This is a genomic window from Mesorhizobium sp. YL-MeA3-2017, from assembly GCF_030814575.1.
GTDB classification, from domain to species: Bacteria; Pseudomonadota; Alphaproteobacteria; order Rhizobiales; family Rhizobiaceae; genus Mesorhizobium; species Mesorhizobium terrae.
In genome coordinates this window covers 4,407,144-4,431,182 of record NZ_JAUSVH010000001.1, presented here as the reverse complement: position 1 = coordinate 4,431,182, position 24,039 = coordinate 4,407,144, and the positions used below count along the sequence as shown (strand labels likewise).

General features: G+C 62.0%; 18 protein-coding genes and 1 pseudogene. 6 read left to right on the top strand and 13 right to left on the bottom strand.

Going from position 1 to position 24,039, the window contains the following annotated elements; translation table 11 throughout:
* Positions 1 to 128: 128 nt before the first annotated feature.
* From QFZ88_RS20810 to QFZ88_RS20775, 8 genes are all read right to left on the bottom strand, one after another.
* Entirely contained in the window at positions 129 to 431 is a 303-nt protein-coding gene (locus QFZ88_RS20810; protein ID WP_024926466.1) for a hypothetical protein, read from the bottom strand.
* A gap of 348 nt (positions 432 to 779) precedes the next feature.
* Positions 780 to 1,673 carry a dihydrodipicolinate synthase family protein gene (locus tag QFZ88_RS20805; protein WP_024926465.1) on the bottom strand — a complete coding sequence of 298 codons (894 nt, stop codon included), beginning with the start codon at positions 1,671 to 1,673 and terminating at the stop codon, positions 780 to 782.
* Between the two features lie 54 nt (positions 1,674 to 1,727).
* Complete coding sequence (locus tag QFZ88_RS20800; RefSeq protein WP_024926464.1) at positions 1,728 to 2,474, bottom strand: glucosamine-6-phosphate deaminase; 747 nt, start codon at positions 2,472 to 2,474, stop codon at positions 1,728 to 1,730.
* 1 nt (position 2,475) lies between these two features.
* Positions 2,476 to 3,903, bottom strand: a complete 1,428-nt coding sequence (locus tag QFZ88_RS20795) for a xylulokinase (protein ID WP_024926463.1) — start codon at positions 3,901 to 3,903, stop codon at positions 2,476 to 2,478.
* A gap of 75 nt (positions 3,904 to 3,978) precedes the next feature.
* On the bottom strand, positions 3,979 to 5,322 hold the full coding sequence (locus QFZ88_RS20790; RefSeq protein WP_024926462.1) for an aspartate aminotransferase family protein: 1,344 nt from the start codon (positions 5,320 to 5,322) through the stop codon (positions 3,979 to 3,981).
* A gap of 137 nt (positions 5,323 to 5,459) precedes the next feature.
* On the bottom strand, positions 5,460 to 7,145 hold the full coding sequence (locus QFZ88_RS20785) for a serine hydrolase domain-containing protein (RefSeq protein WP_024926461.1): 1,686 nt from the start codon (positions 7,143 to 7,145) through the stop codon (positions 5,460 to 5,462).
* On the bottom strand, positions 7,142 to 8,593 hold the full coding sequence (locus QFZ88_RS20780; RefSeq protein WP_024926460.1) for a leucyl aminopeptidase family protein: 1,452 nt from the start codon (positions 8,591 to 8,593) through the stop codon (positions 7,142 to 7,144). The genes QFZ88_RS20785 and QFZ88_RS20780 overlap by 4 nt, the downstream gene beginning before the upstream one ends.
* A 2-nt stretch (positions 8,594 to 8,595) precedes the next feature.
* On the bottom strand, positions 8,596 to 10,257 hold the full coding sequence (locus QFZ88_RS20775) for an ABC transporter substrate-binding protein (RefSeq protein WP_036257095.1): 1,662 nt from the start codon (positions 10,255 to 10,257) through the stop codon (positions 8,596 to 8,598).
* A gap of 71 nt (positions 10,258 to 10,328) precedes the next feature.
* Between QFZ88_RS20775 and QFZ88_RS20770 the strand changes: the two genes are divergently transcribed.
* From QFZ88_RS20770 to QFZ88_RS20760, 3 genes are read left to right on the top strand one after another with little or no spacing between them, the layout of a single operon-like run.
* On the top strand, positions 10,329 to 11,324 hold the full coding sequence (locus QFZ88_RS20770) for an ABC transporter permease (protein ID WP_307419066.1): 996 nt from the start codon (positions 10,329 to 10,331) through the stop codon (positions 11,322 to 11,324).
* The gene (locus QFZ88_RS20765) at positions 11,321 to 12,271 is read left to right on the top strand and encodes an ABC transporter permease (RefSeq protein WP_024926457.1); all 951 of its coding nucleotides are present in this window, start codon (positions 11,321 to 11,323) and stop codon (positions 12,269 to 12,271) included. The genes QFZ88_RS20770 and QFZ88_RS20765 overlap by 4 nt, the downstream gene beginning before the upstream one ends.
* Before the next feature lie 14 nt (positions 12,272 to 12,285).
* On the top strand, positions 12,286 to 13,971 hold the full coding sequence (locus tag QFZ88_RS20760) for a dipeptide ABC transporter ATP-binding protein (protein ID WP_036255332.1): 1,686 nt from the start codon (positions 12,286 to 12,288) through the stop codon (positions 13,969 to 13,971).
* Here the strand turns inward: QFZ88_RS20760 and QFZ88_RS20755 are convergent.
* Positions 13,960 to 14,835 carry a GntR family transcriptional regulator gene (locus tag QFZ88_RS20755; RefSeq protein WP_024926455.1) on the bottom strand — a complete coding sequence of 292 codons (876 nt, stop codon included), beginning with the start codon at positions 14,833 to 14,835 and terminating at the stop codon, positions 13,960 to 13,962. The genes QFZ88_RS20760 and QFZ88_RS20755 overlap by 12 nt on opposite strands.
* Before the next feature lie 700 nt (positions 14,836 to 15,535).
* Between QFZ88_RS20755 and QFZ88_RS20750 the strand changes: the two genes are divergently transcribed.
* A complete protein-coding gene (locus tag QFZ88_RS20750) occupies positions 15,536 to 15,745 on the top strand; it encodes a hypothetical protein (protein WP_137901164.1) in 210 nt (69 codons plus the stop codon).
* A gap of 67 nt (positions 15,746 to 15,812) precedes the next feature.
* Here the strand turns inward: QFZ88_RS20750 and QFZ88_RS20745 are convergent.
* The 4 genes and pseudogenes from QFZ88_RS20745 to QFZ88_RS20730 all read right to left on the bottom strand — a co-directional run bounded on the left by QFZ88_RS20745 (position 15,813) and on the right by QFZ88_RS20730 (position 21,250).
* Positions 15,813 to 17,057: pseudogene (locus QFZ88_RS20745) on the bottom strand (aminomethyltransferase family protein).
* A 4-nt stretch (positions 17,058 to 17,061) separates the two neighbouring features.
* Positions 17,062 to 18,618 carry a phytoene desaturase family protein gene (locus QFZ88_RS20740; protein WP_024926453.1) on the bottom strand — a complete coding sequence of 519 codons (1,557 nt, stop codon included), beginning with the start codon at positions 18,616 to 18,618 and terminating at the stop codon, positions 17,062 to 17,064.
* Positions 18,608 to 20,227: a phytoene desaturase family protein gene (locus QFZ88_RS20735; RefSeq protein WP_024926452.1), complete on the bottom strand. Its 1,620-nt coding sequence runs from the start codon at positions 20,225 to 20,227 to the stop codon at positions 18,608 to 18,610. The genes QFZ88_RS20740 and QFZ88_RS20735 overlap by 11 nt, the downstream gene beginning before the upstream one ends.
* Positions 20,228 to 20,347: 120 nt before the next feature.
* Complete coding sequence (locus QFZ88_RS20730; RefSeq protein ID WP_024926451.1) at positions 20,348 to 21,250, bottom strand: LysR family transcriptional regulator; 903 nt, start codon at positions 21,248 to 21,250, stop codon at positions 20,348 to 20,350.
* 312 nt (positions 21,251 to 21,562) lie between these two features.
* On the opposite strand from QFZ88_RS20730, the gene QFZ88_RS20725 reads away from it, so the two are divergent.
* Together QFZ88_RS20725 and QFZ88_RS20720 are read left to right on the top strand one after the other, a co-directional pair.
* Entirely contained in the window at positions 21,563 to 23,077 is a 1,515-nt protein-coding gene (locus QFZ88_RS20725; RefSeq protein ID WP_024926450.1) for a leucyl aminopeptidase, read from the top strand.
* Between the two features lie 54 nt (positions 23,078 to 23,131).
* The gene (locus tag QFZ88_RS20720) at positions 23,132 to 24,034 is read left to right on the top strand and encodes a proline iminopeptidase-family hydrolase (RefSeq protein ID WP_024926449.1); all 903 of its coding nucleotides are present in this window, start codon (positions 23,132 to 23,134) and stop codon (positions 24,032 to 24,034) included.
* The last annotated feature ends 5 nt before the right edge of the window (positions 24,035 to 24,039 follow it).

Sequence of the window (24,039 nt, the reverse complement as noted above, 5' to 3'; positions counted from 1 at the left end):
GCCGATTACTGTCGGTTCTTGAAGAGCTGTTTCAGGAAAGTGTCCGCCGCTCCGGTGGTTAGCCGGTGGCGGCGGACCCGCTTCGTCGTCTGTCGGGCAGATAGATGTGCAAGGTTCTGATCAAGGTCTCAGTCCCATGCATGGGCGCGCTGACGGTCGTCGAGAATGGCACCGAAACGCTCAAAGCGCGACGTCTCGGCGCTGTCGACAGGCGCGTTGGTGACAACGGTCCAGCGGCATTCGAGCCGGCCGGATACGGGGTTTGTCCGCCAACGGATTACCGGTCCGCGGGCGACGCGCCGGGTGGGCGCGGCCGGAAGCCGGATGATCTCAGCGGTTTGCCTGTGGGCTGGGTGCGCCGCATATCCGACGCCACCGCAAAGACGTGCGATGGCCCGGATGCAGCGATGGGCAAAGATTGTGATTTTCATGTCTCACCTCAATGGCGCGCCACTGCAGGCGTCGCGGGTGAGACTAGGAACTAGACCCGACCGGGCGACCGCAGCGGCGTGCTCTCTCGACTACTGTCGCTTGGCATGGTTCGTTGTTCCTGTTGGTCCCGGCGGGACGCATCCCGTCCGTTTGACAATTGCCGGCTTACTCCCTGGCAGCACGTTGCGCCAGTATCTGGTTTCGTCAGATCGCTATACGTTGGGTTCTGCCCGATATACCTAGGTATATGGAGACGGAAAAACACGCGCCGACAGCGCCAGGTTTCAGCCTGACGCCTCTGGCATAATGTGTTCGCGCTGTGTCGCTCCGCGCCGTCGGAAGATCGATCAGCTGCGTTTTTTCAGGGACGCGATCGTATCGCTGATGATCGCCTCAGCTCTCGCACGTTCCTCGCCGACGACAGGCAACCGTGGGAGCCGAACGTGTTCGGGAGCGCCGTAGACCAGATGTTCGGCGAGCTTGATGTACTGGACCAACTTGACGTCAGTATCGAGATGAAACGCCGGCGTCAGCAGGCGATAGAGCGGCAATGCCGAGGCGAAATCGCCGCGCTTCGCTGTCTCGAACAGTTTCACGCATTCGGCGGGCCAGGCATTGGTCATGCCTGACACCCAACCCACAACGCCCAGCGCCAGGCTCTCCAGGATAAGATCGTCGACGCCGCAGAAGATATCGAAACGGTCGCCGAACGCATTGAAGAGGTCGGTCACGCGCCGGATGTCGCCGGTCTCTTCCTTGACGGCGACGATGCCGGGAACATCCTCCAGCATCTTCAGGGTCTCGACATCGACGTCGACCTTGTAGGCGAGAGGGTTGTTGTAGATCATCACCGGAAGATCGCTTGCTCCCGCAACGGCCTTGTACCAGGCTGCGGTTTCGCGTCGGTCGGTGCGGTAGGCGAGGCTGGGGAATACCATCAAGCCCTCCGCGCCCAATTTCTGATAGTTGCGGGCGGCGGCGATCGCGTTGTCCGTGGACAGTTCCGCCAGTCCGGAAAGCAGAGGCACGCGCCCGGCGACCACTTCCTTGGCGGCGCGCACGACCGCATCGCGCTCGGCCTGCGTCAGCGCCGCGTTTTCACCCAACATTGGCAGCACGATGACACCGGACACTCCGTTGCCGATCAGCCGATCGAGGCTGGCCTGGGTTGCTTCGAAATCGATCGTACCCGAAGCATCCATCTTGGTTGTCACCGCAGGAAAGACACCAGTCCAGGTCATGTTCGGCTCCCACTTTGTTCTATTCTTGTCACCTGGCAGAATGCCGAGCGCGCTTCAGGCAAATTGCTTTGAGGCCGGCATCAACGCCGCTTCCGCCAAGATCGACAAATCGGTGTGTCCGAGCAGGCTGGTGACCGGCCAGGCACGATCTTCCCGACCGGCGAGCAGAGCAGCCAACGCCTCGCGCTTGCTCTCACCTGCACACAGCAACAACACTTTCCTTGCGGAACGCAACGTGTTGACGCCCATGGTCACGCCGGTGCTTGGCACGCTGGCCTCATCGGGAAAGTTCGGCCTGTGGGCGTGCCGAGTCTTTTCGTCGAGCGTGACGACATGGGTGTCGAGCTCCCACGACACGCCGGGTTCGTTGAAGGCGATGTGCCCGTTGGCTCCAAGCCCCAATATGGCAAGGTCGATGCCGCCAGCGGCGGCAATCGCGCGGTCGAAGTCGCGGCATTGCTCGGCGGGATCGGCGACATTCCCGCGAAGCAGATGAACTTGCTCGGCGGGCACGTCGATATGATCGATAAGATGCCGTCGCATGAAGGCGTGGTAGCTGCGCGGGTTGTTGGGCGACATGCCCGTATATTCGTCTAGGTTGAACAGTTCGGCATTGCTGAAGCTGATTTCGCCGCGGCGGCAGCGTTCCACCAGATGTTTGTACATTCCGATCGGCGTATCCCCGGTCGGCAGGGCGAGGCTCGTTGCCGAGCCGTCCGCCAGCGAGGCACAAACATAATCCGCGGCAAGCTCCGCCATCGCGGCGCGATCTGCCGCCCAGGTCACGTCCAGTTTCGTCATATCAGTCGGATGCCTCGGCAATCGTGGGGAAGAGCGCTGAATAGCGCCTGTAGATTTTTTCGTAGTCGGTTGAAGCGGCGGAAGGGGTCACCACGCTTGCGCTAAGTGATGCCGGGCGACCCTCCTGCGGAGCAGCCAGCAGCGCGGCGCCAATCGCGGCCGGAGAAGAATGGTCGTAGGTCGTCACCGGGCGACCGAGGATATCGGCCAACATCTGCCGCGTCGAAGGATGGGAAACGGCATGGCCCGCCAGAACGACGCTCTCGATCCGCGAAGTCTCCGCCAGAATGTCGATGCAGCGCCGGATCTCGAAGTGCACGCCCTCCAAATAGGCGCGGGCGATATCATGCGCGCCATGCTGCACCGTCAGGCCATGCAGGACCCCGCGCAGATTGGGATTCCACAACGCCCCCTGCTCGCCGCCGGCGAGATAGGGTGCGAACATCAGGCCGTTGGCGCCGGCCTGCGAAGCGGCGGCGGCCGTGTCGATCCGCCCGTTGTCCCAGCCGAGAAGGTCGTTCAGCCAGCGATAGCTCGTGCCGGTCGAGAGCAGGTCCATTTCGCGGCCGAACACGCCGTCCACGACATGCGGCGTCAAAAGATAACGCCGCAGGGGATCGCGCAACGACTTGCGCAGATTGTCCATGATGATGGTGCTGGAACCGGTGGTGACACAAACCGTGCCCTCTTCCAAGCCGGTCATGGCATGGACGCTGGCGACGGAGTCGGCGCAACCGACCGTCACCGGCAATCCGGAGTGCAGACCGAGACGAGCGGCCATGTCAGCCGTGAGCGGGCTGGTCGAGCGGGCCGGCCCAATGACGGGCAACAGGGCTTCGGAGACACCCCAAATGGCACACAACTCCTGCGACCAGGTCTTCGCGTCCAGATCGTAGAGCCCATAACCCGCGGCTGTCGACGGATCGGTCGTCAGCTCGCCGGTCAATGCGAAATGCAGGAAGTCCTTGGCCGAGAGGATCGACCCGACACTACCGCCGAAACAGTCGAGATGATGGCGGAACATCGGCGCGAGGTAACGCCCGTCGATGGGCATGCCCGTACGCTCATACATCATCCGCCGCTTCGCCTCGTCGAGGAAGCTTGACGTCCAGGCGTCGGCACGACTGTCCATCCAGGTGATCGCGGAGGCAAGCGGTCGATCGCCTTCCATACAGACAAGAGTGGGCAGCTGGCCGGTCAGGCCAATGGCAGAGACGCTCGCGGCGACACCCCCGCCAAGCTGCCTGATCGCCGTCTCCATCGCCGCCAGCCAGTCGAGCGGATTCTGCTCGGCCTGGCCCGGCAATTCCCGTGTCACCGGGAACGACGCCTCGGCGGTGGCGACGACCTGTCCCGCGGCAGACATCGCCACGCATTTGATGGCCGACGTGCCAAGATCGATACCGAGAATGACGTTATCGTTCTTCATTGCGATGCCTGGTAGGAAACAGCGCCTCAGCTTTGCAAGCATCATGCCTGCATGAAAAGGCGCTGGATCGTAAGTTTAGTGTTTTGCCTTCACCGCGCGCATCGCCTCGCCCGCGATGGCGACCGTTTGCGCGATGTCGTCGTCGGTATGGGCGAAGGAGATGAACAGGTTCTCGAACGCACCCGGGTGGAAGAGAACGCCGCGATCGAGCATCTCCTCCCACCACGTCCGGAACACATCGTGACGCGCATGGCGGGCAGCGTCGCGATAGTTGCGGATCGGCTGGTCGGCGAACCACAGCTGCATGACAGGCCCGACGCCGGTCACATAGGCCGGGATATCATTGTCCGCGATCACCTTGGCCAGCCCGTCGAACAATTTCTGGCAGCGCCCGTAGAGCGTATCGTAGAGGCCGGGAGTTGCCAGATGGTCGAGCGTCGCATTGGCAGCTGTCACGGCAATTCCGTTGGCGGCATATGTGCCGGCCATGGAGACGGTGCCGTCGGCGACGAGCGCCATGATGTCCTTGCGGCCGCCGAGCGCCGCGACAGGAAAACCGCCGCCGAGCCCCTTGGCGAAGGTGGAAAGGTCGGGCTGCAGGCCATAATAGCCTTGCGCGCCGCCCAGGCTGAGCCGGAAGCCGGTGATGACCTCGTCGCAGATCAGGATGATCCCCGCCTTGGCGGTCAGGTCCCGCATCGCCTCGAGATAACCCGGCTCCGGCAGGATGCAGCCGGTGTTGCACATGACCGCCTCGGTAATGACGGCGGCGATATTGTGCCCTTCCCGGGCGATCGCGTCACGCAGAGCCTCGACATCGTTCCACGGCAGGATGACGAGCGAGTCGTCGAGACCGGCCGGCATGCCAGGCCCCTGCGGGATCGCCTTCGGCGCCTTGTCGGGACCGGCAGTTTCGATGGTCGGGTGCTTGCTCCAGTAAACACCATCCGAAAACCCGTGATACATGCCCTCGAAGCGGATCAGCTTCTTTCGGCCGGTGAAGGCGCGCGCCAGGCGAACCGCATAAAGAACCGCCTCGGTTCCCGTGTTGCACAGGCGCACCTGTTCGATCGCCGGCACGGCGGCGATGATCTTTTCGGAGAGCGTGATCTCCTCGGCGGCGGGCATGGCAAAGACGGTGCCGCGGTTCTGGATAAAATCAACGACGGCTTCCGTGATCTTCTGCGGCCGATGGCCGAGGATCATCGGCCCAAGCCCGAGCAGGTAGTCGATGTATTCATTCCCATCGACATCGAAGATATGCGAGCCGGTGCCACGGTCGACGAACAGGGGATAGGGATCCCAGCCCGACCACACCGCACGCGCCGTGCTGTTGACGCCGCTTGGGATGATCTCGCTGGAGCGAGCGAAATAGTCGCGACTCCGGGTCGTGCGCGAAGGCGTCTTGTATGCTGGCATAAAATCTCTCCTGGAGAACAGTTTGCATACTTATTATAATGAGTATGATGAGCTGTCAATGCGGGAACGAATATTCGTGGAGACAAAGAAATCGGTTTTGACGGTCGGCCCGCCGATCGCGGCGTCGCCGGCCTGGATCAATCGGTGAAAGTCCGCGAATAGCGATTGCCGTCCCTGGTCACCGAAACAATCTTGCCGTCGACCATTGGTCCGAGCACCAAGCGCTCCGGCGCATGGAGTTCGGCCCCGATCCGAAAGACACTTGACTTCAACTCCACCAGTTCCAGGTCTTCGCCAGGTGCCTCGACGCCGCCCGGCGCGATCAGGAACAGCCGCCCGCCACGTGACACGATGCGGAAATTGGTGAACCAGGGCGAATGCGAGCGATAATGACCAACACATGCGGGCGCAGCCTTGCCGCTCTTGGTCAACGGCGCCGGCACGCGGCGCAGTTCGAGCGGGCCGCAGTTCCAGATGACCTCTTGATCGTCGCCATTCTGCGTCGAAGCGAAGGTCAGGTGGAACGTGCTCAAGGCTGGATGATTAGTGACATATCGCGTCGACCAGGTTTTGAAGACGCGCGCCGTAGCGCTCTTGCCCGAAACCAAAACCTTGCCGTTCTCGTCGACTGTAAAGGTGAGCGTTATCAATTCGCCTTCGGGCGTGCGGGCAGAGAAATCGCCCAGCATCGCGGGTTCGAAGGCGAGAGGATCGCGCACATCCAGATCGAGCTCCGTGGCCGGCATTTCCATTTCCGCGCCTGTCAGCCATGCGTGCGCGGCGCGGGCAAGCACCTGCGCTGCCGGGCAGTCGCCATTGGCGTTGGTCAACACGGCGATGCCGACGTCGTGGTCAAGGTCTGCCAGGATGAAGGTGGCGTAACCCACCATGCCGCCGCCATGGGTGAGACAGCGAGCACCCCTGATCGTTTCGACATTGATGCCGAGACCATAGACGCTCTTTTCGACGCCGGCGTCTGCCAGAAATTCCACGATCGGTTCGCCGCACGGCGCCAGAAGGCCGGTCAGCTGCTGGTATGCATTCTCGCTGGCAACCGCTCTTCCATCCAGGCGGCCGGCACCGAGCAGCATACGCACGAAACGCGCGAGATCCGGGCCGGTCGCGGCGATGTTTCCATCGGAGGTGTTGGTTTCGAACCATGTCGCGGGCGCCAAGACATCGCCAGGAACCCAAGGGCGATCGTCTGCCATCGGCGCATAGCCCACGGCGAAGCGGTGACGCTCCCGGTTGGAGATGCAGGCGACACTATCCGCCATTCCAAGCGGCTCGAGCAGTCTTTCCCTGTACGCCTCCACCGTCGGCCTGCCGGTTACGGCAGACACGACAAGCCCCAGCAGGATGTAGCCGATGTTGGAATAGTGAAAGGCTGTTCCGGGCTCAAAACCGGTCGATAGCTCCCTCAGCCACCACCCCTGACCGAGTTCGTCCGGCAACGAGTCCGTGCCAGCCGGCAATCCAGCGGAATGGTTCAGCAGGTGGCGGAGCGAAAACATCGGATAGTCTGAGCCGACGCTGAACCAGGGCAGATAGGTGGTGATGGGCTTGTCGAGGTCGAGCTTTCCCTCCCCGGCAAGCTGCAGGATCGTCAGGCCGACAAAGGCCTTGCTGATCGAACCGATCGCAAACAGATGATCGCGTCCCACGGGCAAGGCTGCGTCGATATTGGCCTGGCCGAAGGGCAGCTCGAGCAGGGTCGCGTCACGCGAAACGGCGACGATGATCCCGCCCGGCACAGGCCAATGTTGCGTGAACTCATGCGCCAGCTCGCGCAGCCGGCGCAGCACGGTTTCCGAAGATGTCATTGTTCACCCGCGCGGCTGAGCAGGAGCTGCAACAATGCCCGCACCGGCGAGCCGGTGGCTCCGACAGGCCAGGGGGCAAAGCCCTGATCCAGATAGGCGCTCGACCCATTGTCGAGGTGGAGCCAGGGCGTATTGCCGGCAAATGTCCGCAAGTAAGTGGCGGCTAACTGACCACTGTCGGGCACCGAGAGCGGGGCATTAGCGATGTCGGCGACACTCGACTCAATCAGACGCTCGTATTCCACTCGCAGCGGCAGGTGCCAGCCCGGCTCGCCCGCGATCTCGCCGGCTCCACCCAGCTCTTGCGCGAGGGAGGGCGACGTAGACCAGCAACCCCACAGCAAGGGACCAACGCCACCGCCGTCCGTCAGCGTACCAACGTCGATGATCTCACCGACCCCGCCGCGCGCCAGATAGGCGACAGCGTCGGCCAACACCAAGCGGCCCTCGCAATCGGTGTCGACAACTTCAGTGCGCCGTCCGTCGGGATGACGAACGACATCGCCGGGGCGCAAGGCATGACCGCCCGGCATGTTCTCCGCCAGCGGCAACAGTGCGGTCACGTCCGGGTCTAGGCCAATTTCCGCCGCCGCGAAAATGGCGCCAGCCACCGCGGCAGCGGCGGCCATGTCGGCCTTCATCCAGGCGATTTCCTGAAGGGTGCGTTTCAGGTTGATGCCGCCGGAATCGAAGGTGATGCCTTTGCCAACCAATCCCAACCGCGCCTTCGACCGAGCCGGATTGAGACACAACACGAACGGTTTGTTGGAACTGCCGCGGCCCACCGCCAGCGTCGCTCCGAAGCCGCGTTTGGCGAGTTCCGCCTCGTCCCATATCTCGGCATCGATGCCCAACTGCTGCGCGCGTTCGGCAATCACCTGCGCCAGACGCTCCGGGATGAGATCGCCGCCCGGCGTCTCGACAAGGTCGCGCACCCAGTTGACCGCCCTGCCCGCGACCCTGCCAATCTCGAAGCCGCGTTTCACGTTGGCGCCGGTCGCCAGCAGGTCGACGACCGTCTCCGCCTTGTCAGACCGGTCATAGGTACCGATCAGGCAAGCTTCCGCCGCAGCTCGCGCTATCGAGGCCTGGTCTGAACCGAGCCCGTCCAGGCTGACGACACATCGCCCCCTGTCCCGCAAGAAATGCGCCGCGGGCATCAAGGCCTCGCGCAGGATGTTTGCGGTGAAGGCTTCCCGCGACCCGACGCCAACCGCAAGCACGGCCGGTCCGTCCTGCGAGGGCACCAGCAGCGCCGAAAGCTGGCCGGACGTGCCCTTGAACAGACCGTCGCGACGCAGCATGGCGACGGATTGACCATGCGCCGAACTGCCGGACAGCCCGGCGTCGGCAAACTCCGGGCCGTGGGGCCCGGCGAATGCGGGCATCACCAGGATGTCCGCATTCTTAAGGACCGCACGGTCGCTGCTGAGCCGCACCTCGATCATGCTTATTTCACCTTGTGGACGTTCATCAGCGTCTCAGTCGACAGATTGTTGACCGAACCGACCAGAGGCGAAAGCACGAAACCATCCCATTTCGGGCTGTGGGCTTCGATGACGTTTGGATAGTTGAGCACGATGTAAGGACGCGCTTCGAAAATGTGCTTCTGCATCGCCGAAATCTCGGCCAACCGCTCCTTCTTGTCGAGCAGCGTGCCCTGCTTCAGATACATTTTGTCGTAGTCGGCGTTGCAGTAACCGCTGTCGCTGTTTCCGCCGCGCGCCCCGCAGGTAACGATGCTCAGCATGAAGTCCGGCTCCACCGGCGGCACCCAGCTCCACATCGCGAAGTCGTAATCAAGGTATTTGGCCTCAGGCGCGTGAATGGCCTCGGTGGCCGCACCTGGATCCATCTTGCGCTGGGTTACCTCGATGCCGATCTTCTTGAAGCCGGCCTGGATGATCTGGAAAGCGCGATCGCCCGTGCCATTCTCTTCCGTCGGGAAGATCACTTCGTAGGACATGCGTTTGCCGTCCACGACCCGGATACCGTCGCCCCCCTTCTTGAACCCCTTGCCCTCCAGGATTTCGTTGGCCTTGTCGGTATCATAGGGCAGCGGCTTGATCGCCTCGTCGTGGAAGCCGGTTGCCGGTGCTACGATGGTCGAACCGGGCGCCGAGAACCCGAGCCAGACGATCTTGTCGATAGTCTCGCGATCAATGGCGTATTCCAGCGCTTCGCGCACCTTCGGATCAAGCAGTTCCCGGTTCTTGGGCTTGTCCGGGCTGGTGTTGATGATGAGCGTTTTCATTCCAACGCTCGGCCCGCTCAGCACCGTCATGCCGGCCTTTTTCAGGGTCTCCACGGCAGTCGGTGGTGTCTGCTCGCCAATCATGTCGAGCTTGTCGGTCACGAGGGCGGTGATCATGGCATCGTCATTGGCGAAGAACTGCAGGCCGAAACCGTCGATGACCGGCTTTTTCTTACCCCACCAGTTCGGATTGCGAGCGAAGAGCGCAATCTGCTCATTGTCGTGCTTGGTCAGCACGAAGGGACCACCCGCCACAACCGGTGCCGTGTTGGGGAAGGTCGATATCTGTTCGCCATTTCCTTCCGTGAGGGGCTCCCACACATGCCGCGGGAGAATAGGAAGCGCCTGGAGTTGCGTCAGCACATTGGCGACCGGCAGCTTATAGGTGAGCACCAGGGTGTTGTCGTCGGAAGCCTGGGCATCCGCCATGTGGGCGACCCAGCCGGCCAGTTTGCCTGTAGTTCCGGTCTGAAACTTGCGGATCATATTGAAGGTGAAGGCCGCGTCTTTTGCCGTCAGCGGCTCGCCGTCCGACCATTTTGCTCCCGGAATGGTGTGGAACGTCCAGACCTTGCCTTCTTCCGACACCTCCCACTTGGTCGCGAACGATGGCACGATCTGCAGCTTGGCATCATATTCGGTCAGATGTGGGTACACATATTGGTACATGACCGAGCTGTAGTCTGAATCCGAGACAAATGGATTGAGTGAGTCGATCGGCTGCGTGGCGCCGATGCGCAGGATCTCGGCCGCGGAGGCAGCTGGCGTAAACGGCGCCTGAAAGACCGTCGCGGCGGCGACCGCTGCGGCAAACGTTAGGGTACGCATGTTCCAACTCTGGTGAGGCTTCTTTTTCATTGTCATCTCCCGAGATGCAAGAATCCCCAAAATGGGTACTTGCTTCATATTCAGGCTACTGAGTATGATAAGTGCATGTCAAGGTGCTTGGGAGGAGCGAGGCATTGCGGGGTTCGGCCTTTGTATGGAAGCGAATCGTTTTCGCTGTGGTCACGGTTTTCGTTGCCCTGACGCTTAACTTTATCCTGTTCCGCGTCCTTCCTGGCGGGCCTATTAGCCAGATATCGCGTGTGCCGAACGCATCCCCGGCGCTCAAGCAGGCGCTTACCGCGCAGTTCGGCCTCGATAAGCCGATTTGGGAGCAATATCTGCTCTATCTCCAACAGACGCTGCACGGCAATCTTGGCGTTTCCTACATGAACCGTCAGCCCGTGCTCGACAATTTGATCGAGGCATTTGGCAACACCATCCCCATGGTGGCGACGGGAACGGTCCTGGCGCTGATGATGGGCGGCCTCGTCGGCGTGATTTCCGCCGTGCGCCGGGGCAGCGCGACCGATCACCTCAGCACCAATATCGCCGTCTTGTTCTACGCGTTCCCAACGCAATTCCTGGGCATGATGCTTCTCATCATCTTCGCCGGGGTCCTGCCTTCCGCAGGCATGAGCGACCCATTCGCCATCGGCGGTTCGCAGTGGGATGTCTTTCTCGACACGCTCAAACACATGATCCTGCCGGTGGCGACGCTGGCGCTGACACTCTTCGCCGAGAATGCGCTTATCGTCCGTTCCGCCATGCTGGAAACGCTGGGCGAGGACTATATCCTGACGGCGAAGGCCAAGGGCGTGCCGCGCCACCGGCTCATCCGCGCGCACGCCTTGCGCAACGCCATGCTGCCCATCGTCACCATGGTGGCAATGTCGCTCGGTGCGGTCGTCACCGGCTCCATCCTGATCGAGGTCATCTTCTCATGGCCGGGTATCGGCCGCGCGCTCTACACTGCGGTGCTCAAGCGCGACTATCCGATGCTGCAGGGCGGGTTCCTCGCCATCACCGTCGTGGTGATCACCTTCAACCTGATCGCCGACCTCATCTACTACAAGCTTGATCCCCGGATAACGACATGACCCTTTCCCTGCCTGGGGCCACTGCCCCAGAAACCGAGACGCGTCTCGGTTTCTGGCCGATGTTGAACGATGTGCTGCATCAACCCGCGGCACTGGTGGGCTCGGCCATCGTTGCCGTGTTCGTTCTGCTCGCGCTCATTTCGCCGCTGATCGAACCTTACAGCGTCCATGAAGCGACATGCGCCGTTTTCGAGCCGCCTTCCTGGCAACACTGGTTCGGCTGCGACGATGGCGGCATCGACGTGTTCAGCCTTGTGTTGCGCGGCGGCCGCATTTCCATGATCGTCGGCGCCATCGCGACACTGATCGCCATCGGCATCGGCGCCACGATCGGCGTTCTTTCGGGCTATTTCGGCGGTTGGGTCGATACTGTTCTGATGCGCATCACCGACTATTTCCTGGTCATCCCGCAGATCGTGCTGATGATCGTGATCGCCGCGGTGTGGGGGCCGAGCCTGTCTCACGTCATCATCGTCATCGGCGCCCTGATGTGGACCAGCACGGCACGACTGATCCGCGCCCAGGTCAAGAGCCTGCGCGAACGGGTCTATGTGAAGCGGGTCGAGGCGCTGGGCGCCAGCCATCTCCACATCATCATGCGCCACATCATCCCGCAGATCGGGCCGCTTCTTGTCGCCAACACGGTGCTGGCCATCACAGTCGCCATCTTCAACGAGACCGCGCTCGCATTCCTCGGCCTTTCGGACCCCACGGCGATCACCTGGGGCACCATTATGGAGCACGCCTTCGACCGTGCGGCCGTCAGCAGCGGCGCCTGGTGGGCGATCGTCCCGGCAGGCGTTGCCGTCGCCGTGCTGATCATGGGCTGCTACATGCTCGGCCGCTCCATCGAAGACGGGCTGAACCCACGGCTCAAGGTCTCATATCTTTCATTGCATGGCTGGAAACTGCGCCCGCTCGTCGGCCGTGGACCGGACGCGATATGACAAGGAACTCCAGGTTGAGCAGCGCCTTCGCAATCCAGGACTTGAATATCTGGTTCGGCACCAATGCCGGCGGCCGCCGCGCCGAATTTCATGTCGTGAAGAACGTCAACATCGAACTCGCACCTGGCGAGCGCATTGGACTGGTCGGCGAATCCGGTTCCGGCAAGACAACCACCATCCTTGCCGCCATGGGACTTTTGCCGGCAAACGCGGAAGTGTCCGGCCGCATCCTGCTTGGCGGACAGGATATTCTGCGGAACGGCGAGGCAAGCATCGCCCCCCACCGCTGGAAGGACATCGCCATGGTGTTCCAGGGCGCGATGAGTGCGTTCAATCCGGTCAAGACCATAGGCTGGCAGATCGCGGAGGCCATGCAGATGCACGGTGTCGCGCGCGGTGTCGCCATGGCGCGCCGGATCGGTGAGCTTCTGGAACTGGTCGGCATACCTGCGGATCACGCCGGGCGCTTTCCGCATCAGCTTTCCGGCGGCATGCGCCAGCGCGCCATGATCGCGATGGCCCTGGCCTGCGAACCCAAGGTGTTGCTGGCCGACGAACCGACGACCGCGCTGGACGTGATGGTGCAGGATCAGGTGATGAAGCTGCTGGTGCGGCTCAGCAAGGAGCTGAACCTGGCGCTTGTGCTCGTCACCCACGATCTCGCCGTCGTCGCCCAGAGCTGCCACCGCGCGGCCGTGATGCTGAAAGGCGAAGTGATCGAACAGGGAGAGGTTGGCGATCTCTATCATCGCCCCCAGCACGAATACACTCGCAAGCTTTTCGAGGCGACGCCTGACGTGTTCTCGGCGGCAAAGGCGAACCAAAGCGGTTCAGCGGCGCCGGACAAGGCACCAAGTGCCTCGCCCCTGCTCGACGTGCGGGATATCACCGTATCATACCCACGCGCCCGCACCTTCCGCGACATGATACGTGGGCAAGACCCTCAAATCCCCGCCGCCGTCGAGAACGTCTCGATCCATGTTGACCGCGGCGAGATGGTGGCACTTGTCGGCCAATCCGGCAGCGGCAAGACGACGACGCTGCAGGCCGTGCTTGGCATGATCAAGGCGCGCAGCGGTTCCATTCGTATCAACGGCCACGACGTCACTCATCTCAAGAGCCGCCATTGGCGACCGCTTCGACGCCATGTCCAGATGATCTACCAGGATCCCTACGAGTCGCTCGACCTGCGCTATCGCGTCCGCTCCACGGTCGAGGAACCGTTGCGTGTTCATGGCATCGGCCTCACGGCGAAGGAGCGCGAGATGCTGATCTGCGCGGCTCTCGAACGCGTCGGGCTGACGCCCGTCGAACGTTATCTCAACCGGTTCCCGCATGAGCTTTCCGGCGGTCAGCGGCAACGCGTTGCAATTGCAGCCGCCATCGTGCTCAAGCCGGAACTGCTGTTGGCCGATGAGCCGGTTTCGATGCTCGACGTATCAGTGCGCGCCGGCGTGCTCGAACTGCTCAATGAGCTGCGCACGGATTCCAAAATGGGTATCCTTATGATCACGCACGACCTGTCGACAGCGGTTCACTACGCCGACCGCATCGCCGTCATGCATCAAGGCAGGATCGTGGAAGAAGGCAACGCTGCAGCGGTCGTCGGTTCGCCCAAGGCGCCCTATACGCGCGCGTTGCTGGCCAGCATTCCCCATCCTGATCCGGAACGGTCCGCGCTGGCCGATTTAACGGCCTGAGCGCCCGGACGACTTCTTCGCAACCGGCAGAACCGAGCGCTTGCTGCCATGCAGTGGCAGCACCACCCATTGTTTCATGTCGGTTGGCTGCAGCAGGTGCCGGCTTCCCGACCCGGACGTATAGAATACGAAATCCGAGGCCTTGTAGGTCTGCTGATAACAATCGAAGGCCTTGCCGTCGGCGGTGAAGGAAACGCCCCTGATGCGCACGACCTGGTCGCGCGAACCGAGGTCGAGTATCTCGCGCTCGGTGGGTGTCGGCCTGTCCACTTCCAGCGATTGTTCGACATAGTCGTCCCGCAGGCCGTAGCGTTCGGCAAGCAAGGCATAAAGCGAGTCGCCCGCTTCGAGATCCTTGTCGTCGATCGCCGGCACGAGGCTGAGCGGCAACACCGCCTGTTCCAGGATCGCCGGGGTTGTCCGAAAGCTGCGCCGCCTGATGATCTCCCAGACCGGCTGGCCGAGTTCGATCGACAGCGCCTTGGCGATCTCGGGGCTGGGCGAACCGATGTTGATGCCGAGCAGTTCCGTGGCAAGCTCAGGCCCGCTGCCCGAAGGTGAAAGCGTTTCCAGAAGGCGCCCAGCCCGACTGGGTTCGCTGACGATGCGATCCCTGGCGACGAAGGTCCCGATGCCCTGATGACGGTGAATCCGGCCGGAATGTTCCAGCTTGTCCAGCGCATGACGCACCGAGATCAGGCTGACGCCTGTCAACTTGGCGAGTTCAGTCGTGCTCGGCAATTTGTCGCCGCCGCTCAAATTGTTCGTGGCAATGAAATCGAGGATCCAGTCATGAACGACCAGATAGCGGAGTTTCCGCTCCTCGTTTTCCTGTGACGCGATCTGTTTTTGCCGTTGAGCCAAAGTCACTACCTCGGCATGTTGATTGACACGTAACCCATCCGCCTTCCAACCGCTCCAGCCGACAACAAAGTGCAGCTGTCATACTGAGAACGACAAGCTGATGCTAGCAGCTTTGTTACAGGAATGCGAAACTTACATGTATTGTTGGGGCAAGCGGGAAATGCCTCGCGGCAAGCCCGTTTCAGCGATTGCCGACATGGCAGTTTTCAGTTCGGCCGGCGCAGATCGCCTCCGGTCGCACGCGGACCTCAAAACAACCAGTTCCGCCATCTTCGGGACGCCTCAGATCATCAAGTAGACCGAGAACAGAATGATGATGGCGGCGACGATGGGTACGCCCCAATCGCTCAGGAACCGCGAGGGATATTTCGTGTCCAGATGAAGGAATGACATAGCACTCCCTCCTCAAAGGGCTGGTGTGTCGCCCCATGCAGCCGAGCCCGATTTCGGCCGCCGACTGAACAGCGAAATTATACACCCGAGACCCGTCGACCGCAAAACCCACGGTCTCGCAGGACAGATAAACACGGGCCGATGCCGCGAGCCGATCGGCGGACGCGACCCAGTGTGAGCCATTTCATGGTTGGCGGTGCGCGTCGGGTCGATTGTAGGCCGGCAGAGATCAACCGGCCGCTCTTCGAGCGCTGTTGTTCGGACAAGAGTTCGGTCCGCGTTAAAACCAGGCAGGAGGCGAACATAGATGCGTATGTGTGTGCGACCCGCGAAACGCGACGGCGATGTCAAAGAGCTTTTTGACCGCCGATTGGCCAAGGAGGATGTCTCCACGCGAGACGGTGGCGTATCGCTGTCGATCGTCGCACGCGACATGTATGCGAAAGGCTCGAACTATCACTACACGATCACGCTGACGCACACCGAGCTTGCCGCGCTAGCCGACGCCGCCAGATAAACGCGAGGCCGGCACCGCACCGACGGTCGCATCGTTGCGACCCGCAAGCAACCGGCATCCCTTGCCTCTAACGCTCACCCGGCGGGAAGGCTGAGCGACGCTCCAGCTTGATGAAGGGTCGCGGCACGACTTTCGCCCGCTTCATCATCTTGTGATACTGCAATTCCCGCATCGCATAGATTTCGACCCAGAGATCGTCAACGATCGTATCGCCGTAAGGTCGCTGCAAACTGGCAATCGCGATGTTGCGCTTTGCCGTCGGCGACCAGATCGCGGCGGTGACCAGGCCGATTTCGCGTTTGCCACGATGATAGACGATGGCGTGTTCGGCCAGAACGTTGCCCTCGATTTCCAGACCCACCAGAATGCGCTTCAGCGTCTTGTCGCGCCGCGCGGCCAGGATCGCTCAACGCCCGTTGAAATGCCCCTTGTCGGGATCGACCATGAAGCCGAGCCCGATCTCGTCGGGCATGCACGGACGATCGGCGCGAATGGCGTGGTCCGCGGTGACAAAATCCGCGTTGGCGACAATCAATCCCGCCTCGATGCGCGCCCGGTTGAGTGCGGTGTAACCGATCGGGCGGATGCCGTGCTCGCGGCCGGCCGTCACCAGCCGGTCCCACAGGCTGAGCGCCAGATCGGACGGCACGAACAATTCGTAGCCGAGATCACCGGTAAATCCGGTTCTCGAGATCGTCACCGCGCCGTTTTCGTGCGGAAAATCGGCAAGATCAAAAATCCGTAGCTTCTCTACACCGGCAAAGCCGGCATCGCGCAAGACGGCATAGGCGGTCGGACCTTGCAGGGCCAGACCGGCAACCGCTTCGGTCTCCTCAGATACACTGACATCAAAACCGATAGCGCTGTCCAACAGCCATGGCAGGTGGCGTTCCTGACAGCACAGACGGAACCTGTCGGTGGAGAACCGAAATAGCGTGCCGTCGTCGAGAACATGGCCGCCATCGTCGCACCACGCCGTATAGTGAACCTTGCCGGGTTTGAGCTTGGCGACGTCCCGGAGCGTTACCCGATTGAGGAACGCCTCGGCATCATCGCCCTCGACGAGGTATTTGACCATGGGAGAAATGTCGAAGAGCGCCGCCTGGCTGCGAATTGCGAAATATTCGAGCTCTTCATCCCACAGCGACAACGGCGCCTTGTAGCCGCTCCAGCTGTACCAATCCTGCCTGGCGGCCAACGCTTCGATGCGTGGCTGGAATGGCGTCGGCAAACGAAGGGTGCGGAAATGCTGCTGCCTGGCAATCCGCAGTACGTGTCCGGATGGGGCATTGGTCATATCGGTGTTGCGCATCGCCTCATCCCCTCGCCAAGACACGTCGTGCCGCGTTGAGCCCCGGCACACCTGAAACGCCGCCGCCAGGATGAGAACCCGATCCCGCCAGAAACAGACCGTCGATGGGTGTGTTGTAACCGGCGCAGCCAGCGATCGGGCGCGACATCAGCATCTGGTCGGCCTGCAGTTCGCCATGGTGCCAGTGGCCACCGGGCATATGATAGCGCTGTTCGATGTCGAGCGGCGTCAGGAGTTCCGCGTGCCGCACGCTTTTGCCAATGCCCGGCGCAAAGCGTTCCAGCTGCGCCATGATCGCCTGCAGGAACAGCGACTTGCCAACATCCCAACCTTGCTTCAGTGCATAGGGCGCGAATTGAACAACGGCCGACAGCATACACGCCCCCGCCGGAGCCAGTGACGGATCCGAAAGGCTGGGCAAGGTGATCTCCATCACCGGCTCCGATGAGAACTCGCCATATTTCGAAGGATTGAAGGCCAGTTCGACATGGTCGGTCGACGGCGCGATCACCAGCCTGCCCCGATGGTCATCGGGACTGACCCCGGTGAAGCGCGGCGGTTCGTCGAGCGCGAGATGCAGTTTGGCAGCGAAGCCGTGCATGCGGATGTTCTTGACCTTGCGCACCAGGCCGGTGTCGAGTTGGCGTGGACCGACGAGTTCCATGAAGAGCGCAGCCGGGTTGACCGCGGCCAGGACGATCGGCGCGCTGATCCGCTCGCCATCTTCCAGCAAGATGCCGACCACATGGCCTTTTTCGATCTGTATTTTGGCGACCTTGGCCTTGCTGCGCAGCCGAACCCCGGCCCTTTCCGCGCTCGTCGTGATGGCGGCGATGATTTCGCCAAGCCCACCCTTGGGGATGAGCTGCGCGCCCGCCTGTCCACCGACCTCGCCCGCCAGACGGTAATAGAGCCCGAGCAGCGAGGTGGGCGAGCGCGGACCGAGATGGCTGCCGAGCACGGCATCGAACGCGAGGAGCCCCTTCAGCCTGTCGTCGCCGAGATGTTCGTCGGCGACATCGGCCACATTCATCAACAGCATGCGCAGGAAATCACGCATGTCCTCCTTGCCAAGCCGACGCAAAGAGAGGGCAGTCATGCCAAGTGCGGAGCTTTCGGCGAAGGACATGCCGGAGAGATCGGGCGGCCGCCGCGCCAGCATCGGCTTGAGAATTCCCGCATAGCGAATGAGCTGCGCACGCAGGTCGAGCCAGGCTCGTTCCTCCTGGACCTGAACGCCGGTCAGGCGTTCGCCATAAGCGCCATGCAATACCAGCGCTTCGCCATCCTGCGCCAGCACGACGGTCGGGACCGGCTGGACCCGATCGAGCGCCAGGCCATGTTTCTCAAGCTCCAGTGTTTTTATGACATCGGGATGCAGGCGATTGAGAACATGCGCGACGGAAGTCCGGAAACCGGGGGCAAAGCTCTCGGTACGCGCAGCGCCACCAAACGCATCGCCGGCCTCCAGCACGGTTACCTTGCGGCCGGCCTTGGCAAGTACTGTTGCCGCAACCAGGCCGTTGTGGCCGCCGCCGACGACGATCGCATCAAATGACATCGTGGGCTCCGCTCACATGATTGGCGCTGCGCTTGAGATCGCGCAGAATTTCACAGGCGGCATTGCGACCGGGTGCGCCCATGACACCGCCGCCCGGATGCGTGGACGAACCGCACAGATAGAGGCCGTCGACCGGTGACCGGTATTGGGCATAGCCCGGCACCGGGCGATTGAACAAAAGCTGGTCGAAGGTGAGTTCGCCCTGGAAGATGTTGCCTTCGGTGAGGCCGGTTTCGGCCTCGATCTCGCGTGGCGTGCGGACCTCCATATGGACGATCCGGTCCCTGAAACCCGGCGAATACTCGGCGATCTGGGCGATGACGCTTTCGGCGAAGCCGTCGCGGTCGGCATCGGTCCATTCGCGCCCTTGCACCTTTGGCGGCGCGTATTGCACGAAACAACTCATGAAATGTTTGCCAGGGGCGGCCATGGTCGAATCGAGCGTGGTCGGGATAACCATGTCGAGGAAGGGGTCGGCGGACCAGCGACCTGCCTTCCAGTCGTCATAGGCGCGCTCCATGCGCTCGACCGAATCCGTGAAATGCATGTCGCCGCGATAGCAGGGCGAATCCTCGGGCAATGCCGGGAAGACCGGCATGGAATCGAGCGCGATGTTCACCTTGCCGGACGAACCGCGGATCTTGAAGTTCTTGACCCGTCGAAGGAATATGTCGGGCAGTTCCTTGGCCTCGACCAGTCCGAGGAACGTGCGCTTGACGTCGGCATTGGACGCGACAAGCTTGCCGAGAACCTCCTCGCCGTCGGCTAGGACCACGCCGCGCGCGCGGCCGTTGCGGACCAGCACCTGCTCGACCTCAGCGCCGGTGCGGATGGTGCCGCCAGCAGCCTGGAAGGAGGCCGCCAGCGCCTGGGTGACGGCACCCATGCCACCGCGCGCATAACCCCAGGCACCGACCGAGCCGTCGACCTCGACCATATAGTGGTGGAGCAAAACATAGGCCGTGCCGGGCGACATTGGCCCAAGTGCCGTGCCGATAATGCCCGACAGAGCGAAGTTCGCCTTGATGACATCGGTCTCGAAATATTCGTCAAGGAAGTCCGAAATCGACATCGTCCAGAAGCGCAATGTCAGCGCCATCTCCTCGGCGGTCAAACCGGCGAACTTCTTTCCCAGATAGAGCAGCTCGCCGATGTCGCGCGGCTTGAAGCTCGTCGGATCGGGGGCGGTCCGCATCAGCAGCGGCTGGATGAAGCGGCACTGACGGGTGACGTCGCGCGAATAGCGCCCATATGCTTCGGCGTCGCGCGGCGAGAACCGCGCGAATTCGCGGCGATGCGCATCGTGGTCGCGATAATTGGCGAGATAGTCGCCGTCGCGAGTGAACACGGCCCCGCCCTCATAGGGTATGACCTGCAATCCGAAGCGCGGCAGCTCCAGGTCGCGCATGATCTCTGGCCGGAACAGCGAGCAGACATAGGAGCAGTTGGAGTAGATGAAGCCCGGCGTCAGCGAGCGGCTCGTGGCGGCTCCGCCAACCCAATCCTTCTGCTCCAGAACCACGACATCCAGGCCGGCGCGCTGCAGATAGCAGGCATTGACGAGACCGTTGTGGCCACCGCCGATGATGATCGCATCCCAATTTTTCATGATTGCCGCGTCTCTCCCTCGAACCAAATCTGCCACGAGTTAAGGAGCGCGTCCACAGAAATTGAATGAACGTTCAATCAGATTATGCGATACGAGCAATCGTTGAGGCTGGTGTTTCGCCTAGACGATGGCCATTGCCCGCTTGTGGTCGGCAACCTCGGAAAGCAGCCAATCCTGAAACAGGCCGGTGCCCGGCTTGTTGCCGACACTGCGGCGCTGCTGCAGATAATAGCCGGCCGGATAGGTGTGGCGGGCCTCCAGCGGAGCGACAAGCCTGCCCTGGCGCAAAAGGTCCTGCGCCATGATCGTGTCGGCAAGCGCGATGCCGGCACCGTTCATCGCCTCTCGCATGATCAAGGTGCAATCATGCAGAACCGCACCCGAATGCGGCATGCCATCCTGAATACCCTCCTGCTCCAGCCACTGCTTCCACCTCGTGGTCTCGCATTCGTGGATCAGGTGATGGTTGAGCAGGTCTGCGGGCGAGTTGAGCGGTACGGGACCATCGAGCAGCGAAGGCGCGCAGACCGGCGTCAGCAGGAGCGGGATCATCAATGTGAGCGCCGGACCGGCCTTGTAGACAAACTCGTCGACGATAGCCAAATCGAAGTTGGTCCGCTTGCCGGAAGTCGAAATCTCCAGATCCACCGACGGATGCTCGCGACGGAAACTCGGCAGCCGGTCCGCCAGCCAGAGGTTCAGAAAAGTCGGTTCGCACAGCAGCCTGACACGCTGGAGCTTGCTGCGACGCGGCCCATCGTAAAGGCTGACATCGTCGGTTGCGCGCCAGATGGCGTCGAAAGCTTCGGAGAGGCTGCGCGCGTAATAGGACCCCCGCTGCGTCACCGTTACCTGGCGAAATCCGCGTTCGAACAATTCCTGGCCGAGGTTCCGTTCGAGCGCACGGATGTGACGGCTGACCGCCGAAGGCGTCAGATGCAGCTCTTCCGCCGCATCCTTGATGCTGCCGAGACGTGCGGCAGCCTCGAAAGCGCGCATGCCATTGAGTGAGGGTAAGGCCATTCCTCGATCATGAATTCTCAGTTGAGTTTTTGTCAATCGATATGGACAAAATTGGCGTTTGATCACCTCCCACGTTCGGGGATACCAAAAAGGCAAGAACAACTAAGTCGTCACGAGAAAACGACTCTTCGGGACTCCGACACCATTCAACGAACGGCGATAGCCGGCTTTACCGGATTTGACCGGTGGCCGACGCAGCCTGACGCATGACCTCAAAAGCTCGAAATGGGTGACGAACCGCATTTCGACGCAAGGAGCATGTCGCAAGCAGCCCTCGCCCGGCGTCGCCATAGCATGGGAGAATGCCTGCTTATGCCTCAATCGCCAGTGCCTGTCTTCGAAGCGGCAGACGAGATTTCCAAGGAAGCCTCCGTCATCGTGATCTTGCAAACCGCCCGCAGTGGTTTCGGCCCACGGGCTGCGGCACTGGACGCTCAGATCGGTGGGATTTTGTCCCGCGCTTGTTCCGACCCGGCCACATTGGCAGAATCCAGCACTTGCATCGATGTCATTGCCCCGCAGGCAATCGCGGCCAAGCGCGTGATCATCCTGGCATTGGGCAAGGCCGAAGCCGTGACCGCGCTGTCGCTGGCGCGCGCCGGCGGCGCCCTGGCCGCGCATCTGGAAAGCAAGGGCGAAAGCACGGCCACCCTTGTCCTCGACCCCACTGCCGATGTGTGCCAGTCCGGTGCCGAAATCCTGGCGCGCGTCGCGCTTGGCATGCGGCTGCGCAGGTATCGTTTCGACATGCGCAATCAGCGGCAGGGTGCCGGAGCGGATCGAACCCTGCGGGTACAATTGGTCGGCGCAAGCGACGCGGAACTCGCCCCGGCGCTGGCGCGGATCAATGCGATCGCCGACGGCGTCGAATATGCCCGGACGCTGGTCAACTTGCCGCCGAACCATCTCCACCCCGACAGTTTCCACGATCATCTGGAGCCTTTGCGCGAAGCCGGGATCGAGGTCGAAATGCTCGATGCGGCGCAGCTGACGGAGCTCGGCATGAACGCGTTGCTCGCTGTCGGAGCAGGCTCGGTGCGCGCGCCGCGCGTCGCCGTTCTGCGCTATCGCGGCAAAGGCTCGCCCGCGCAGCCACTTGCCTTCGTCGGCAAGGGCGTCTGCTTCGATTCCGGCGGCCTCTGCATCAAGGGCGGATCGCAGATGTTCGACATGAAGGGGGACATGGGTGGCGCGGCCGCCGTGGTCGGCTTGCTGATCGCGCTGGCCAGGCAGGGCAGCCCCGTCCATGCGGTCGGCGTGCTCGGCATCGCCGAAAACATGCCGTCCGGCACCGCGTTGAAACCCCGCGACATCATCACCACTGCCTCGGGACAGACTGTCGAAGTGTTCGACACGGACGCGGAGGGTCGCCTGTTGCTGGCAGACTGTCTCTACTACGCCGCCACACGTTTCAACCCATCGGTGATCGTCGATCTGGCCACGCTGACCTATTCGGTGACCCGAGGCCTGGGCTCGATATTCGCAGGGCTGTTCAGCACCGACGATGCGCTCGCCTCGCAGATGATCGCGGCGGGGGAAACGGTGGGCGAACGGTTCTGGCGACTGCCGCTTGACCGCGCCTACGACGAGGGCCTGAAGTCGCCATTCGCCGATCTCAGGCATCACGCCAAGGATATGGAAGATGGCGATGCCCCCTACGCCGCGGCCTTCCTGCGCCATTTCACGGAAGACCGCCCCTGGGTGCACCTCGACATCGCAAGCAAGGAATTGACCGACACCGATCGTCCGCTCGCCAGGCAGGGCGCCACGGCGTTCGGCGTGCAGATGCTGGAGGAATGGGTGCAGGCCAACCGGGCCAAGAACTAGACGGCGGTGGCGCGGGGTACCGACAATATGCCTTCAACAATGCCAGGAACCGGAATGTCGTCAGGGATCAATCGCAAGGAAGGACGCGCCGCCTTCGGTGGCTACGAAACCTGGTACCGGATCAGTGGCGAGCTCGGCGACAAAGCGCCGGTGGTGATCCTGCATGGCGGCCCCGGCGTCGCGCACAACTATGTCGATGCCTACAAGCTTCTCGCCTGCGGGGGTCGCGCCGTCATCCATTATGACCAGTTGGGATGCGGCAATTCCACATTGTTGCCGGAGAAGGGCGCCGATTTCTGGACGCCACAACTTTTCATCGACGAGCTTGAAAACCTGGTCGACCACCTTGGCATCCGCAGTGGCTTCCATGTGCTCGGCCAGAGCTGGGGCGGCATGTTGGGGGCTGAATATGCAGTGACACGCCCGCAAGGCTTGAAGTCGCTGACGATCGCCAATTCGCCGGCTTCCATGAAGCTGTGGGTCGAAGAAGCGAACCGGCTTCGCGCCGACCTGCCGGAGGACGTCCAGGAAACCCTGACCCGGCATGAAAAGGCCGGCACGACCGACCATCCGGACTATCAGCAGGCAACGATGGTGTTTTACGAGCGGCATGTCTGCCGTGTCGTGCCCTTTCCGCCGGAAGTGGCGGAAAGCTTCGCCCAGGTGGCGCGCAATCCCACCGTCTACAATGTGATGAACGGGCCGAACGAGTTCCACGTCATCGGCACGCTGAAGAACTGGACTATCGTCGACCGCCTGGCAGCCATCGATGTTCCCACCCTGATCATCTCCGGACGTTACGACGAGGCCACACCCGCGACCGTGCAGCCCTACAAGGACGGCATCAAGGGATCGCGCTGGGAGATATTCGAGCATTCCAGCCACATGCCGCATGTGGAAGAGCAAGAACGCTGCATGCGGGTGGTGGGAGACTTCCTGGACCACAACGACAGCTAAGAAAA